Consider the following 16,077-nt stretch of genomic DNA (forward strand, 5'->3'; position numbering starts at 1 on the left):
TAGTATGTCAAACCTAATACCGTATTTTGTATTAGCCGTCGTGGCATTGGGATTTTTTGCTGTTTGCTATGCTGTTTTTAGCGGTGGTGATGGTGAAAGTAAGGCAAAGGAAAAATCCCATAAAAACATAAGTAATAAAAATAATCCTAAAGAGTATAATGATGTTATATTTGCAACGGAGTCGCAAGAAGGCAATGTAACAATTACTCATATGAGTGGTACTAATGTATATACTGCATCAATTCCGGATACAGTTGAAACTATGGATAGTGAAGAGCGAGAATCTGTTGAATCTTTAGTTGATCCTATAGATACTTCTTATAATAGAAGAAGTACTCTAAAGTCCAATTCAAGTCATGTTTCAGCAGGAGAATATGCGTTAGCATTAGGTTCGGATAATGGCACACCAATAGGGGATGAAACCATTGTGATGACAGCCGTATCAGATCTTAAGCAAGCTAATCAAGCTAATCAAGGTGTTACTCCGTTGGTGGATAAAACTATCGTCCTTGATGTCGTTACAGATGAACTTCTCAATAACGCTAACTCTGTTGAAGATACAATTGCTATGGGTGAATCTGTGGAAGCCTTTGAAGCTGATGAAGCGGATAGCATAGATGCTACGCAGATGATAGGTGGTGTAAACGAAATACAAACCGCGGAAGGGCCATCGGTATTAGATGAAACGCGTTTGTTTGATGCTTCTGAAATTGAAGCACAATTGGCGGCAACAAGTTTAGCTGAAGAGGAGGAACCGCATGGTCAATGGGCAAAAACGGCACATGAAGATAAATGCGTTGAGCTGGCTATAGCGCCATTTGTTCATTCCTTTGGGGTACTACATGGCGACACGCAACACTATGTAGAATCTATTACAAGAGATGCTTTAGCGGCTCTCAATATTACAAAAATTGTTGAAGTGAATGCATTACTAGAGAATATTGTTATTCAAGAAGCGTTGATGAGTATGCAAAAGGCATATGCTGCTACAAATACGGAGTGGATGAAGTCCGCTGCGTTAGGTGCTTTTCTAGATGTGGTTCAATCTCCTAAATCTAGTACGCCATACCTCGTAGCTTTTGATGCATTACGTGTATTACCTCATTTAACATTAGGTCACTTTCAAGTTATGGCCTTAACATTATTGTTACAATATTCTAGAAACTCTAATAACTATGGATTGATTCACTTCCAACATTATGTGGAAAAATATATTGAGCCATTTATCTCTGATTTGCCTCGAAATGATTCTTTCTATCGCCAGCTGGACTACTTACGCTGTACGCAAGAAGAACAAGAACCCATCACTTTATGTCAAGTGTTGTCTAATTCATATCCTTTTGTATTTAACTATCGTGGTTTCTCTAAGGAAGAACTCTTCCGTGCTACAGACGGTCATGGTGTAGATCCACGTTATGTGGTGCGTAGCTTGAACTCCAATCTTTATAAACTAGCCTTGGTAGATGAGTCTTTGGCGCCACAATTTTTTAGACAAACACGAATTTCTAATGCTATGGTTCAACGTGATCTTTTAGCTTTGATGAAGAGCAAACCTACTGCTTTCAGGGGACAAGAGGCGCGTGATATTATGGATGACATTTCACCAGTTTTATTGGACTTGGCTGATGTCTTCGATAGCACGCCAATGTCTAAAATTAGTTTAACATTGTTAGGCCTTTACTTAGGCCGTGCTCATGTGAAAGCAACCATTGGTGAAGAATTTGATTTGTCTCATTGGTTCTAATTTATGATTTTAAGCACTATATAGTTTCAAAAATTGGATTATATAGTTATTAATATAGGTATATACTTAAAAACGTTATATAGCTTATGTGTTATGTAATAAAAAAGTCTCTCAAGATTATCTTGAGAGACTTTTTAGTTTGTTAAATTTAATAGCTATTAAGTGTTAGAAGGTGTTGAAGCCGAATTCTTCAATGTCTTCAATGTTTTTAATTGTTACGGTGCGACCTGTAATGTCAATGAGACCTTCATCGCGAAGACGACCTAGTTCACGGCTAAGAGCTGTGCGAGATACATTGAGGACCTCAGCCATTTGCTCGCGGTTGTGGGGTAATTGAATTGTGTTAGAATGTTGACGTTTATAAATATCTGTTAAGTACGCAAAAATCTTTTCGCGCATTCCTTTTAATGTGAGGTAATGGACTTTTCTGGTTAATAGAATTGCTTTTTCAGATAAATCCTCTAATAGATTAGATAGGATTTTAGTTTGGCATTGATGACAATCCGGTAATGTTTTAATAAAGGTTTCAAGCGGAATAAACATAATTTTAGTTGCTTTTGTTGCTTTAATGGTAGCAGGCCATAAAGGCTGTTTGCTAAATAGTAGTGCTTCTCCAAAAATATCTGATTGCTCTAAGTTTGCCATAATAACCCGTTGCCCCATTACATTTTCACGAGTCAGTAAAGCGCTGCCTTCAAGGATGACACCAATACCCTCCATAGGATCTCCAGCGAGGGCTATAAAATCATTTTTTTTGTAACTGTGGATGATAACTTTGGCATTATTTAAATAGCTACGCAGCTCTGGATCTCCTAATGTATTGAATAAAGGACATTTCACGAGGGTGGGCATATATTGATTAATGATATCGTTTGAAAGTATTTGTTTCATAAGCACCTCCGGTGTGATAAAGTCTATAGCAATTAAAAATGATTATTGTATAATAAAAGTATAAGACTAAATGGTCTACCTGTTCCATAAGGGGAGTCAGGAAAGTTTTTGAAAAAGTTTTTATTTGTTGCTCAAGCTACAGAAATTGTATCATCTTTACGTTATACTTTCAAATGTAATCAATCAGACAACTGATAAAACATCAGTGTAATGTATAGGTTTTATATTATCTAGCTTGATTGCGAGGAAGTCTCGCAAAGGAGGATTTTTAAATGAGTATGTTCTGTTATCAATGCGAACAATCTGCAGCACCAGGTGGCTGTACTGTACAAGGTGTATGTGGTAAAACTGCACCAGTTGCTAACTTACAAGACGAATTAACTGCTGCCTTAGTTGGCTTGGCTCGCGCTTTAGACGTAAAGGGTCATACTAAAGAAGGTATCGATTATATTATGCGCGGTTTGTTCATGTGTGTAACAAACGTAAACTTCTCTGAAGGCCGCGTTCAAGAATTCATTGACGAAGTGAATGCTTACCATGCAAAAGTGGACAGCGCTCAACAAAACTTTGATTGGGAACAATTGTGGAAAGGTGAAGAAGACATCGTATCCCTTCGTTCCACATTATTGTTAGGTATGCGTGGTATGGCTGCATACGCATGGCATGCTGCTCGCCTTGGCTTCCACGATGCTGATGTTGACGCTTGGTTCGTTAAAGGTATGGTAGAATTCGCTAAAGAGCACAGCGCTGAAGAATGGCTTGATCTTTTAATGGAATTCGGTCATATCAACTTGAAATGTATGGCTGTTCTTGATAAAGCTAATACTGAAACATATGGTACACCTGTACCGACTACAGTTCCTTTGACTGTAGAACCTGGTCCTTTCATTGTTGTAACCGGTCATGACCTTCATGATTTGAAACAATTATTGGAACAAACTGACGGTAAAGGTGTAAATATCTATACTCACGGTGAAATGTTGCCTTGCCACGCTTATCCTGAATTGAAGAAACATCCTCAATTGAAAGGTAATTTCGGTACAGCATGGCAAAACCAACAAAAAGAATTTGTTGATGTTCCTGGCGCATTCTTGTTCACTACAAACTGCATTATGCCACCAAAAGAAAACTACAAAGCTAATATCTTCACTACAGATATGGTAGGTTTCGATGGCTGTGCACATATCGAAGAAAAAGAAGATGGTACTAAAGACTTCTCCGCAGTTATCAACCGTGCTATCGAATTGGGCGGCTACAAAGAAGCTCAAGAATTCACTGGTATCAACGGTGGTCATGAAGTAACTACTGGTTTCGGTCATGGTACAGTATTGGGTATTGCAGATAAAGTAATCGATGCTGTGAAAGCTGGCGCAATCAAACACTTTTTCTTGGTAGGTGGGTGTGATGGTGCTAAAGTAGGCCGTAACTACTACACTGAATTCGTTAAACAAACTCCAGATGATACTGTAGTATTGACATTGGCTTGTGGTAAATTCCGTTTCAACGACATGAACATCGGCGAAATCGGTGGTATCCCTCGTATCCTTGATATGGGTCAATGTAACGATGCTTACTCTGCTATTCAAGTAGCAGTAGCTTTAGCTGGTGCATTTGAATGTGATGTAAACGATTTGCCATTGACATTGGTATTGTCCTGGTACGAACAAAAAGCAGTATGTATCTTGTTAACATTGTTGGCATTGGGTATCCGTAACATTTACATCGGACCTTCCTTGCCTAAATTCTTCTCTAGCAATGTATTGAACATTTTGGTAGAAAAATTCCAATTACATCCAATTACAACTCCAGAAGCTGACATGAAAGCTATCTTGGGCTAATAGGATCTATTAATCTGTTAACCACAGTCCTACGTCCCCTCTCTTTTATGATTTAGGACTGTTGTTATAAAAAACGCACCTTGGGTTCGCCTAAGGTGCGTTTTTTACTATTTTTGTAAAAGCTATCTATTAGATTTTGTATATTGATGGGGCCCGATATTATTACGACAACTAGATTACTAATGGGAACCACCTATCTCATGCCTCCATACGACGCGTAAGTCGGCCCTCAATAGGTGGTGCCCATTAGTAAAACGTTTGAGGAACATAAGTCCCATCAATATACAAACTTTTAGAACAGCTTTCACAAGAATAATAGTCCTCTGTAGGCAAACAAATATGCCTCTAATGTGCATATAGACATTTATCAATATTGATTGTTATACTATAGGTAAGTAAGAACTTTCTCACATTATTTGTGTGTATGTAGAGGCATGTATGAATAGTATTTTTGATATTATAGGACCTATTATGATTGGTCCGTCTAGTTCGCATACAGCGGGGGCTGCTCGGCTAGGCAAGATGGCGCGTTGTATTTTTCGTTCTACTCCTAAAAAGGTAGATTTAACTTTATATGGATCTTTTGCAAAAACATACAAAGGTCATGGTACGGATTGTGCATTGATTGGTGGTCTATTGGGTTATAAAGAAGATGATAAAAATATCCGCATTGCTCATGAAATAGCGAAAAAAGAGGGGATGGAGTTTGCCTTCATCGAGTCTCCTCTTGATGTAGGTCATCCGAATGTGGTGCGTTTTGATATGTATGATGACCATAACCGCCATATGACTGTTATCGGTCGATCTCTCGGCGGTGGTCAGATTATGATTACTGAAGTAGATGGAAATGACATGTCCATCACAGGTGATGAGTTCACTCTCGTTGTATTCCACGAGGATAGACCTGGTGCGATTTCTCTTATCAGCCAAGCCTTGAGCGAGTCTGATATTAATATTGCTACGATGCGCGTATTCCGTAAGGGCAAGCACAAGGATGCGGTCATGGTTATTACTACGGATACAGTGGTAAATCCTATTACGGTTCAGTTTATGCGCGAGTGTCCAGGGATTCAAGATGTTATGACCTTTGAAGCGTTATAGGAGGGCGAATAATGAGTTATGCATATGATACAATTGCAGATATTATTCGCCTAGCTGAGGAAAATAATATTTCCTTTGGCGATGTAGTACTGCGCTATGAATTAGAAAATTATGATCGCAATGAAGAAGCGGTTGTTCGAGAAATAGAGAATCGTTTAGATATTTTTGAAAGCTCCATTCAAGACGGTATAGCTTATGCTGAGAAAACTGCTTCTGGTATGTCGGGTGGTCAAGCAGCACAGCTTAATGGTCAAGCACCGCGTTTTATGAGTGAAATCGCATATAAGGCGATGACGTATGCTATTGCTGTAAACGAGGCTAATGCAAAGATGTTCCGCATTGTCGCCTGTCCTACGGCTGGCTCTTGTGGTGTTATGCCTGGTGCTGTGAAAGCAGTGGCTGATCACTACCAATTAGATAGAGCCACAGTTGTAAAAGGCTTCTTAGCTGCGTCTGGTATTGGCAATGTCGTGGCAAATCGCGCTTGTGTTGCTGGTGCTGTTGGTGGTTGCCAAGCCGAAATCGGTACAGCGGCGTGTATGGCGGCAGGGGCTATCGTCGAAATGATGGGTGGTTCACCACGTCAAGTCGGACATGCTATTGCATTGTGCATGAAAAATTTGTTGGGCCTTGCTTGTGATCCGGTGGCGGGGCTCGTAGAGGTGCCATGTGTTAAGCGTAATGGTTTCTATGCAGTTCATGCTATTACTGCATCTGAAATGGCGTTGATGAATATTGAAAGCCAAATTCCACCAGATGAAGTCATCGAAGCGATGAATAATATAGGTCGCGCTATGCCGGCAGCATTGCGTGAAACAAGTGATGGCGGTCTTGCGGTAACACCGACAGGAACAGCTATTGCGGAAAGAGTGCAATCCTTATAAGGGTTGCACTTTTTTCATGCTTTCATTTGTAGTAAAATAAAAGTTAGACTAGTTCAGAAAGGAGCGTGTATGATAGAACAAGCAAATCGAATATTGACCGTATTGGAAGAAGCCGGTCATGAAGCCTATATCATAGGCGGCGCTGTGCGCGATATTTTGATGCATCAAAAGCCGCATGACTTTGATATTGTGACGTCTGCACGTCCCGATACGGTAATTGAGGTTCTTCGCAGTCATGATATTCAAACGACAGACCTCGTAGGCAAATCTTTTGGTGTAGTGGTAGCTACATTAGAGGGAAAGCAATACGAAATTGCTACATATAGAACGGAGCGATATGGCGCAGATAGCCATCGCCCTGAAGAAATTATCTATGCCGATACCTTAGAAGAAGATGTGTTACGTCGTGACTTTACTGTCAACGGCATGGCTATGAACCGCTTTGGTGAGGTTATCGACCTCGTAGGTGGACGCCGAGATATTAAACATAAGACATTACGCACTATTGGTAATGCGCAGGAACGTTTTGAAGAAGATGCATTGCGATTATTTAGAGCGTGCCGCTTTGTGGCGAAGTTAGATTTCTTACCGAGTAAAGAGCTATTAGCGGCTATGCCTAAGGCTTTTCATCGCGTCTCTGGTTTATCCTTGGAGCGGGTGCGCAACGAAATTAATCGCCTCATGCTAGAGCCTGCTGTGGCAAAAGGTTTAGATGTATTGGTGCAGTCGCGTTTGGCAGAATGTTCATGTCGAGTGGTTGAAAACGGAGTGGCTCGAGAGGTTCCTATCTTGCCCGAACTATACCATCTCGTGAATTTGCCCCAAGAAAAGGACTTTCACGAATTCGATGGCTGGTACCATACATTAGCTGTTGTATCCCATACGGAACCGGATTTGGTGCTGCGTTGGGGTGCTTTATTACATGATGTGGCAAAGGGAATGCCAGCGGTACGAGCTGTTATCAATGGTCGCCTCACAGATCGTGGTCATGATACACTAGGAGCGGAGATGACAGAAACGTTATTAACACGCCTAGGATATCCGAAGGCCTTTGTGCAACGAGTGGCGTGGATTGTGAAAAACCACATGCGCTTTCACTATTTCGTACAAAATGGTGATGCAAACGAGAAAAAATGGCTTCGTAAGGAAGCTCGGAGTGGAGAGTTCCGAGATAGCCAAATTATGCGCACTGCCTGGGAGCAATTAGCTAAGGTTTGTGCTGCCGATGTGTTAGGCTGTGGGAAACCTTACTCATCTGCAGATGGAACGTTAGCCTTTGGCGAATGTATGGCAGATCTTAGTTTGGAGATGCCTGTGCATACAAAGGATCTAAATTATGATGAACGAGTGATTAAACTCGCTGGGAAGCAAGTGGGGGAAGGATTGCAATATTTATTGGGTCAGGTACAAAATGGGGTTGTTCCTAATGAACCAGATGCGCTATATGACGCATTAGACCATAAGTTACGCCGTCCAGTGGAGAAATGATGAATTTACTAAATAAAGCGTTGCGACGCGTGAGTGGTTGGAGTCGTACTACTTGGTGTCTTGCCATTCTCATGACTGTTGCCTTTGTCCTTATAGGGCGTTTGGCACAGTTGCAGGTCTTTGATACATTTGATCTAGAGAAGAAAAATTTATTACAGGTTCAAGTAGATAGAAAATTACAATCACCGCGCGGTACAATCTATGACCGTAATGGTAAGCCTTTGGCGATGAGTGTGGTTACAAAATCTTTGTATGCGGACCCTAAGATGATTAAACAGTCTCCCCAAGAGATTGCGGAACTCATTTCGCCGTATGTAACTATGTCAAAAGAAAATATTGTGAAAGCTCTGCAAGAGGATTCTGCCTTCGTATGGATTAATCGCATGATGGATGCGGACAAGTCTAAGGCGGTGGCACAAGTCATTAAGGATAATAATATTGCGGGTCTTAACTTTGTGGAAGAGTCCAAACGTTATTACCCAAATGGTTTACTAGCAGCTCAAATACTAGGGTTTGTCGGTACCGATGATAAAGGCCTTGATGGGCTCGAAATGGTCCTTGATGATGAGTTAAAGGGTGGCGTACAGCAAGAAATCGTTGCTACCGATAACAAAGGTAATGCTATCTTTGGTTCCGTATTGTCCAAATTCTTACCTGATAAGGGTAAAAGCGTAACTTTAACAATTGATGCAACCATCCAATTTATTGTAGAACGTGCACTTGATAAAGCGATGGCTGATACAGGGGCTAAACATGCTAGTGTTATCGTTATGGATCCTAAGACTGGTGAAATTCTTGCGATGGCGAATCGTCCAAGTTATGATCCTAACAATTATAATCAAAGTGGGGAAGAGGCTTTCAAAAATATTGCTGTTACTAACTTATACGAACCAGGTTCTACATTCAAACCAATCGTTGCATCTGCAGCTCTTGCTTCAGGAAAGTGGAAATTAGAAACCGTGTACAATGATAAAGGGGCCTTTGTAGCGAATGGTCATGTGATGAGAAACTGGAATGGCGAAGGTTATGGACCAGTTCGATTGCTAGATATCTTGAAGTATTCTATCAATACAGGTATGGCAGAAATTGGTACAACAACTGGGGCAGATATCCTTTCTAAATATGTGCGCGATTATGGTTTTGGCTCTGAAACGGGCATTGAATTGCCTGGTGAAGGAGCAGGTATCCTGTATAATCCGGAAGATATGAGTAAGTTGGATGTAGCGACTATGTCTATCGGTCAAGGTATTGCGGTTACGCCGTTACAAATGGTACGTGCCTTTGGTGCTCTTTCTAATGGAGGCACTATGATGCGTCCGCATATTATCAAGTCTTATAGCAATGCTCAAGGAGAAGTAACAAGTACTACCGAAAATACTGTAGTAGGTCAACCAGTGCCAGAGGAAACAGCAAAAACTATTGTAGATATCTTGGAAAAAGAGGTGTCTGAAGGCGGTGGTAACAAAGCGATGGTAGAAGGCTATCACTTTGGAGGCAAAACTGGTACGGCGGAAAAATTAGATACTAAACGCGGTGGCTATTTAGATGGTCAATACATTGCATCCTTTATCGGCTTTGGCCCTGTAGAGGATCCGAAATTTGTGGTTCTTGTAGCCATTGATGATCCGCAAAAAGGATCTATTTATGGTGGTCAAATTGCGGCACCAGTATTTAAAGATATTGTGTCTCAACTTGTACGCTACTATCAATTGAGCCCATATGTTAAAGATAGTACTCCTGTAGCTGTTAAACCTAGCAATACATTGCCAGAGCCAAATCTTTCTAGTGATGGTTCCGTAACGTTACCTAATTTTACGGGCTTCACCTATGGTGAGGTACGTGATTGGTTACATAAGGCGGGGCTTGCGTTTAAGCCTGATGGAACGGGTATTGCCGTTTCTCAAGATGAAAGTGGGGGCACTACTGTTCAAGCGGGGACGGCAATTACCGTCCATTTTAGTAGATAATTAGAAATTATAGACAGTTCGTTATATAATAGAATAAGAGACTTTGGTGCCTCTCAGGAGGCACCTTTTTTATAAATAGTTTGAATGAATGGAGATACTTATGATCGAATTACGAGGTAAAGCGGTAGCAGATGCTCACAAGGCGATTTTACAAGAAAAAGTTGCAGCAGTAGGCAACTCTGTGATTACTATGGCAGTGGTACTTGTCGGTGAAGACCACGGCGCTCATATGTATGCTACATTTATGGAAAAAACAGCTAAAAATTTTGGCTATGGTTTTGTGCTAAAGCAATTGCCTGAAACGGCAACGCAAGATGAAGTAGTAGCGGCGTTGCAAGAATTAAATAGTGATGCATCTATTCATGGGATTTTGCCGCTAATGCCAATGCCTAAACACATTGATACAGAAGCCCTTATCGATATGTTAGATCCTAAAAAAGATATTGATGGTCTTACAACATATAACATCGGTTTAGTAACAGCTGGGAAGGGTGGCTTTGCTCCTTGTACGGCTAAGGCTTGTATGGCTATTTTAAATCACTATAATATTTCTGTAGAAGAAAAACATGTGGTTGTAGTCGGTCGTAGCCAAGTTATCGGTAAACCTGTAGCGCTTATGGCTCTCTCTGCACATGGTACCGTTACAATGTGCCATTCTAGAACCCCTGATCTAGCAGAGCAAGTAAAGCGTGGTGATATTGTTATTGCCGCAGCTGGTCGTGCTCATATGATTACGGCTAATATGATTAAGCCAGGTGCTGTTGTTATTGATGTAGGTATTAATGAACTGGATGGAAAAACTGTAGGGGATGTTGATTATGATGCGGTAAAAGATATTGCATCTGCCATTACCCCTGTACCAGGAGGTGTTGGATCAGTCACTACAACAATGATGCTCGAAGCTGTGTACGAGGCATATCATGCATGAGATGTCTATAGCAGAAGGTATTCTTGATGTAGCGCTCGATACCTTACGTCAACATGATGCGACAGTCATTCATTCTATTCAACTAGACTTAGGTTTAATGAGTGGGGTAGAACCGGATTCATTGCTATTTTGTTGGGAAGCCATTACGGAGGGAACACCTGCGGAAGGCTCACGCATAGAAATCAATACAGTTCCTATTGAAGGAAAGTGTTTAGATTGTGATAAAATATTTTTTGTAAAAAATTATACGTTTATTTGTCCTTATTGTGACAGCCATTTCGTACAAACTATAGGCGGTCGCGAGCTACAAGTGACCTCTATAGATATCGATTGATAGAAAGGTTAGGGCATGCAAGTTCAAGTTAAAACTAATGTACTGGCAAAAAACGATGCTATTGCAGAGTCCTTACAACAGTTGTTTAAGGAAAAGAATATATTTGTATTTAATCTGTTAGGTTCACCTGGGGCAGGTAAGACCTCCCTTTTGGAGGCAACCTTACAAGATTTAAAAAAGGATTATCGCTTAGCCGTTATTGAAGGCGATTTATTTACGGCAAAGGATGCCAAGCGCATTCATGAGTTGGGTGTGCCTGTTATCCAGATTAATACGGTTGGTGGGTGCCATCTCGATGCACAGATGATTCAAGATGCCTTAGGTGGTCTTAATCTTGATGATCTCGATATGATTATTATTGAAAATGTAGGCAATTTAGTCTGCCCTGCGGAATTTGAGATTGGTGAAAGCATGAAAGTAACGGTTTTATCTGTTACTGAAGGTGAAGATAAGCCCCTTAAGTATCCGTTAATCTTTAAAGAGTCTAAGGCCATCCTTATTAACAAGATTGATTTATTGCCGTATGTGCCTTTCAAAAAGGAGCAGGCAATACAAGATATCCATAATTTAAATCCAAATGGAGAAATTTTTGAAGTAAGTTGCACGACCCACAACGGTCTTGAACCATGGTTGAATTGGTTGCGTGCACAGTTGGAGAATAATCGATGAACTATTCTATGAAGAGCCGTATTGTAGCGGCTTTCCTTGTAGGCTTGTGTGCTACTACAATCAGTTATGCAGCAGAGCCTGCCATTTCAACTGTTAATTCAGTTGCAGTGGAAACTACTGATGACACTAATGTTGTAGCTCAGGACTCCACTAATGTGAGCAATGATGGTAGTGTAGATGGAACTGGTGAGGTTGATAGCTTATCTTACCTTGATAATGCACCAGTTAGAGTTGTTAAGCTAGACCCAAAAACGAAACAGAAAAGTTCTAAAACTGGATGGCTCGCAGAGCAAATGGCTGTAACTGAATTTGGTGATTCTATACAATTCTGGCAAGCAGCTAGTGAGAACGAAGGTCCTTTGCCGAGTATCACTCAAAATAATTTAGCTGATATTGGTAAGTCTTATACGGCAAACAGTTTACCGCCTTTGGGCTCTCAGGATGATTATGCTATCGGCACATACCGATTGGGGGATCAGTTTGAAGTCCCGAAAGATGTAGAAAAAACTGAGGTACGCGATAATTTTACTACGTATTATATGAAAGATGTAGCAGTAACTGTATATACTGGACCTGCTCAAGAATTGTTGGTTAATAATCAATTACGTGGCCAAGGGGCGACTTACTTCTTTGAACCAAATACTATTACAAATATTCATAGTACGAAAAAGAGCGCTAATACAGTACGTGACATTGGCCCTGGTAGCACACGGATGGAATTGGTATTTGCTTATGGCAGTCCTAATGCGATGTGGCGTGATAAGAAAAATGAGACGTATATTTTCCTTTACGAGGGTTATTCCGAAAATTCATTGCCTCAAAAAAAGGAATTTAAGAGTCCTGTAGAGAATACAAATAGTAATAGCCAACAACAATCTATGCTTGGTCAGCCAAAAGAATATATTGCTTTCACTATTAAACAAAGCAATATAGAGGCTGTAGATATTATTAGTGGACAAGTATGGCCTAGATTTGGATTACCGAAAGCTGAAGTGTATGATTTTGAAGCTGGTACACTTACGGCTGATGATTTTGTATTGCGTGGTTTCAAGTTGAATGATCATTTTGTTAATGATCCTAATAATGATTGGAAACATCAAGGAATATTATTTGGATCCACATTTATTGGCTATAATGAATACGGTGTAAGCGTAGATAAAAAAGATCTTATCAATCGCGTATTATTAAATGTTTATACGCCTACACGTCGTGGAATCGCAATGGGTGATACCAAATATTTATTGCTCTTTGTGTATGGTATGCCAACTCGTATTGTTGAATCTACAACAAAGGCGGGGACGTCTACCGTATATGAATATAAAAATCCAGCGGCAAGCAACTCTTATTTACAGTTTGCCCTAGATGATAAAAACCAATATATCAAATCCGTTATGTTATCTGACCGTCCAGTAAAATAGGACAGGTCACAGCGAGGAGGCAAAGGGTATGGTTACTGTACAAGATGTAAAAGAACGTTGGGAAAAGATTCAAGGTGATGATGAACGTATATTGTTTATCGTTGGTGGTCCAGGTTCTGGTAAAAGTTTGCTGATTCGTGAACTGTCTGAGCAGAAGGGCTGGAAATACTTGGAAGCTAAGCAGCTTATCGAGGAAGAGTTTTTGCTTGTGCCTCGCGATGAACGGCCTCAATTAGCGGAAGAAGTTATTTGTCGTGCTCTTAGCCGTAGTGATACGGAAGTAGTCTTGCTAGATGGCATTAATGTATTCTTTGCACCTATCTTAAATCTACAACCATTTGAGTTGTTAAAAACTATTAGTAAGAAGTATCCTATTGTCGTTGGCTGGCGTGGACATATTGAAGGGGATCAGTTGTACTTAGAACATAACAATAATCCTAAACATGCTGTAGTTAGTATTGCACATCCAGATCATGTTATTGTAATCGACTAAATGTATGTTTGAACATATTGGTTGAATATAGGGAAAACTATAAATGTATAGAAGGAGATAGCGGGCTATCTCCTTTTTTAGTTATATAATTACAGTTATTAGGTAAAAAATATAGTTTTGTAATTTCCTATTATTTGATTTTAGTAAACCTGAAATATGGATGTTAGCAGGCATGGACTGGTAAGGAATGAAACTATGTAAAGGTATATAAAGAATATACTAGTAAATAAAAGTTGATTACTGGCTATATACTGAAAACAAGGCATTTTATAGAGGATTGATAAAATATAAATTTTTTTTGACAAAATACTTGCATAGGGTATCGTTTCATGTTATTATGATTAAGCACTAAGGGTGACCGCAGTGAACGGAAAACTTCAAAAAAGTTTTTAAAAGGGTCTTGACACTTAGTGTACTAGGTGATACAATTCATCTTGTCGTAATGATGCTGGCGTAGCTCAATAGGTAGAGCAGCTGACTTGTAATCAGCAGGTTGTGGGTTCAATTCCTATCGCCAGCTCCATTTTATTTGTGGAGGGATTCCCGAGCGGCCAAAGGGAGCAGACTGTAAATCTGCCGTCTTCGACTTCGAAGGTTCGAATCCTTCTCCCTCCACCATTCATAGCGGGGTGGAGCAGTTGGTAGCTCGTCGGGCTCATAACCCGAAGGTCGCAGGTTCAAGTCCTGTCCCCGCAACCATAAAAATCACAGTGAATGATCGTTCATTGTGCTGGTGTAGCTCAGTCGGCAGAGCGTATCCTTGGTAAGGATAAGGTCACCGGTTCAATCCCGGTCACTAGCTCCATACATGGCGGCATAGCTCAGTTGGCTAGAGCAATCGGTTCATACCCGGTGTGTCCGCGGTTCAAATCCGTGTGCCGCCACCATTAAACCTCACCTTGGTGGGGATTTTTTTATTTCTTTACGTATAACATACTATTCTAAGATTTTGTATATATGGTATAATAATAGGTAAGGAAATCTTATATTCCATTGATAAATTAGGGTTAATATATTATATTAATGCTAGAATGTAATTTGTTTTTGTGAAGGAGGATATAATCCTAATGGCAAAAGAAAAATTTGAACGTACGAAACCGCATGTTAACATCGGTACAATCGGTCACGTTGACCATGGTAAAACTACTTTGACTGCTGCAATCACTAAAGTATTGGCTGAAAAAGGTCAAGCTGACTTCCAAGATTACAGCATGATCGATAAAGCTCCAGAAGAACGTGAACGCGGTATCACAATTAACACTGCACACGTTGAGTACGAAACTGCTAACCGTCACTATGCACACGTTGACTGCCCAGGCCATGCTGACTATGTTAAAAACATGATTACTGGTGCGGCTCAAATGGACGGCGCTATCTTGGTTGTATCCGCAGCTGACGGCCCTATGCCTCAAACTCGCGAACACATTTTGTTGGCTCGCCAAGTTGGTGTTCCTGCAATCGTAGTATTCTTGAACAAAGCTGACATGGTTGATGATGAAGAATTGATCGAATTGGTAGAAATGGAAGTTCGTGAACTTCTTTCTTCCTACGAATTCCCTGGCGACGAAGTACCTATCGTTGTAGGTTCCGCGTTGAAAGCTTTGGAAGGCGATGCTCAATATGTAGCTAAAATTGACGAATTGATGGACGCTGTAGACTCCTACATCCCAACACCAGTTCGTGACACTGATAAACCATTCTTGATGCCTGTGGAAGACGTTTTCACAATCACTGGTCGTGGTACAGTAGCAACTGGCCGTGTTGAACGTGGTCAAGTAAACGTTGGTGATACTGTTGAAGTAGTAGGCTTGAAAGAAAAAGCTGAACAATACGTAGTAACAGGTCTTGAAATGTTCCGTAAAGTGTTGGATTCTGCAGTAGCCGGTGACAACGTAGGTGCATTGCTTCGTGGTGTTGATCGTAAAGATATTGAACGTGGTCAAGTATTGGCTAAACCAGGTTCCATTAATCCACACACAAAATTCAAAGCAGAAGTATACGTATTGACTAAAGAAGAAGGTGGCCGCCATACTCCATTCTTCTCCAACTACCGTCCACAATTCTACTTCCGTACAACAGACGTAACAGGTGTTGTAAACCTTCCTGAAGGTGTAGAAATGTGTATGCCTGGCGATAACGTAACAATGGAAATCGAATTGATTACTCCAATCGCTATCGAAGAAGGTCTTCGTTTCGCGATCCGCGAAGGTGGCCATACAGTAGGCGCTGGCGTAGTAACAGCAATCGAAGGTTAATACAAACTTATATGCTCAATGTGTCGATACATTGGCGATATAACTGAATGTAAGATTCAATAAAAGG

General features: G+C 40.6%; 13 protein-coding genes and 5 tRNA genes. 17 read left to right on the forward strand and 1 reads right to left on the reverse strand.

Translation table 11 applies throughout. From position 1 onward, the window contains the following. Positions 1–4: 4 nt before the first annotated feature. Positions 5–1,744 (forward strand): LPO_1073/Vpar_1526 family protein, encoded by a 1,740-nt coding sequence (locus tag Q7O55_RS01190; RefSeq protein WP_303927762.1) that lies wholly within the window; start codon positions 5–7, stop codon positions 1,742–1,744. Positions 1,745–1,909: 165 nt separating this feature from the next. On the opposite strand, the gene Q7O55_RS01195 is transcribed toward Q7O55_RS01190, so the two are convergent. Further along, positions 1,910–2,635, reverse strand: a complete 726-nt coding sequence (locus Q7O55_RS01195) for a Crp/Fnr family transcriptional regulator (protein ID WP_303927764.1) — start codon at positions 2,633–2,635, stop codon at positions 1,910–1,912. Positions 2,636–2,907: 272 nt separating this feature from the next. Here Q7O55_RS01195 and hcp point away from each other — a divergent pair, with 272 nt between their 5' ends. The 16 genes from hcp (at position 2,908) to tuf (ending at position 16,010) form a co-directional block, all read left to right on the forward strand. Further along, positions 2,908–4,473 carry a hydroxylamine reductase gene (gene hcp, locus Q7O55_RS01200; protein WP_303927766.1) on the forward strand — a complete coding sequence of 522 codons (1,566 nt, stop codon included), beginning with the start codon at positions 2,908–2,910 and terminating at the stop codon, positions 4,471–4,473. 438 nt (positions 4,474–4,911) lie between these two features. After that, complete coding sequence (gene sdaAB, locus Q7O55_RS01205) at positions 4,912–5,574, forward strand: L-serine ammonia-lyase, iron-sulfur-dependent subunit beta (protein WP_303927767.1); 663 nt, start codon at positions 4,912–4,914, stop codon at positions 5,572–5,574. Between the two features lie 11 nt (positions 5,575–5,585). Then, positions 5,586–6,458 carry an L-serine ammonia-lyase, iron-sulfur-dependent, subunit alpha gene (sdaAA, locus tag Q7O55_RS01210; RefSeq protein WP_303927768.1) on the forward strand — a complete coding sequence of 291 codons (873 nt, stop codon included), beginning with the start codon at positions 5,586–5,588 and terminating at the stop codon, positions 6,456–6,458. A gap of 69 nt (positions 6,459–6,527) precedes the next feature. Further along, on the forward strand, positions 6,528–7,946 hold the full coding sequence (locus Q7O55_RS01215; protein ID WP_303927770.1) for a CCA tRNA nucleotidyltransferase: 1,419 nt from the start codon (positions 6,528–6,530) through the stop codon (positions 7,944–7,946). Continuing rightward, positions 7,946–9,913 (forward strand): penicillin-binding transpeptidase domain-containing protein, encoded by a 1,968-nt coding sequence (locus Q7O55_RS01220; protein ID WP_303927772.1) that lies wholly within the window; start codon positions 7,946–7,948, stop codon positions 9,911–9,913. The genes Q7O55_RS01215 and Q7O55_RS01220 overlap by 1 nt, the downstream gene beginning before the upstream one ends. A gap of 100 nt (positions 9,914–10,013) precedes the next feature. After that, on the forward strand, positions 10,014–10,841 hold the full coding sequence (locus Q7O55_RS01225; RefSeq protein ID WP_303927773.1) for a bifunctional 5,10-methylenetetrahydrofolate dehydrogenase/5,10-methenyltetrahydrofolate cyclohydrolase: 828 nt from the start codon (positions 10,014–10,016) through the stop codon (positions 10,839–10,841). After that, complete coding sequence (locus Q7O55_RS01230; protein ID WP_303927774.1) at positions 10,834–11,175, forward strand: hydrogenase maturation nickel metallochaperone HypA; 342 nt, start codon at positions 10,834–10,836, stop codon at positions 11,173–11,175. The genes Q7O55_RS01225 and Q7O55_RS01230 overlap by 8 nt, the downstream gene beginning before the upstream one ends. A gap of 15 nt (positions 11,176–11,190) precedes the next feature. Next, positions 11,191–11,844 carry a hydrogenase nickel incorporation protein HypB gene (gene hypB, locus Q7O55_RS01235; protein WP_303927775.1) on the forward strand — a complete coding sequence of 218 codons (654 nt, stop codon included), beginning with the start codon at positions 11,191–11,193 and terminating at the stop codon, positions 11,842–11,844. Continuing rightward, a complete protein-coding gene (locus tag Q7O55_RS01240; RefSeq protein WP_303927776.1) occupies positions 11,841–13,262 on the forward strand; it encodes a hypothetical protein in 1,422 nt (473 codons plus the stop codon). The genes hypB and Q7O55_RS01240 overlap by 4 nt, the downstream gene beginning before the upstream one ends. A 28-nt stretch (positions 13,263–13,290) precedes the next feature. Continuing rightward, the gene (brxF, locus tag Q7O55_RS01245) at positions 13,291–13,755 is read left to right on the forward strand and encodes a BREX-3 system P-loop-containing protein BrxF (RefSeq protein ID WP_303927778.1); all 465 of its coding nucleotides are present in this window, start codon (positions 13,291–13,293) and stop codon (positions 13,753–13,755) included. Between the two features lie 447 nt (positions 13,756–14,202). Then, a tRNA-Thr gene (locus tag Q7O55_RS01250) sits at positions 14,203–14,278 on the forward strand. 10 nt (positions 14,279–14,288) lie between these two features. Next, positions 14,289–14,373, forward strand: a tRNA-Tyr gene (locus Q7O55_RS01255). Positions 14,374–14,378: 5 nt separating this feature from the next. Then, positions 14,379–14,454 (forward strand) — tRNA-Met (locus Q7O55_RS01260). A gap of 30 nt (positions 14,455–14,484) precedes the next feature. Beyond that, positions 14,485–14,560 (forward strand) — tRNA-Thr (locus Q7O55_RS01265). Positions 14,561–14,565: 5 nt separating this feature from the next. Further along, positions 14,566–14,642: transfer RNA gene (locus Q7O55_RS01270), tRNA-Met, on the forward strand. A 180-nt stretch (positions 14,643–14,822) separates the two neighbouring features. Beyond that, a complete protein-coding gene (gene tuf, locus Q7O55_RS01275; protein ID WP_278458059.1) occupies positions 14,823–16,010 on the forward strand; it encodes an elongation factor Tu in 1,188 nt (395 codons plus the stop codon). Positions 16,011–16,077: the final 67 nt, after the last annotated feature.

The organism is Veillonella parvula (assembly GCF_945949885.1).
GTDB classification, from domain to species: domain Bacteria; phylum Bacillota; class Negativicutes; order Veillonellales; family Veillonellaceae; genus Veillonella; species Veillonella parvula_B.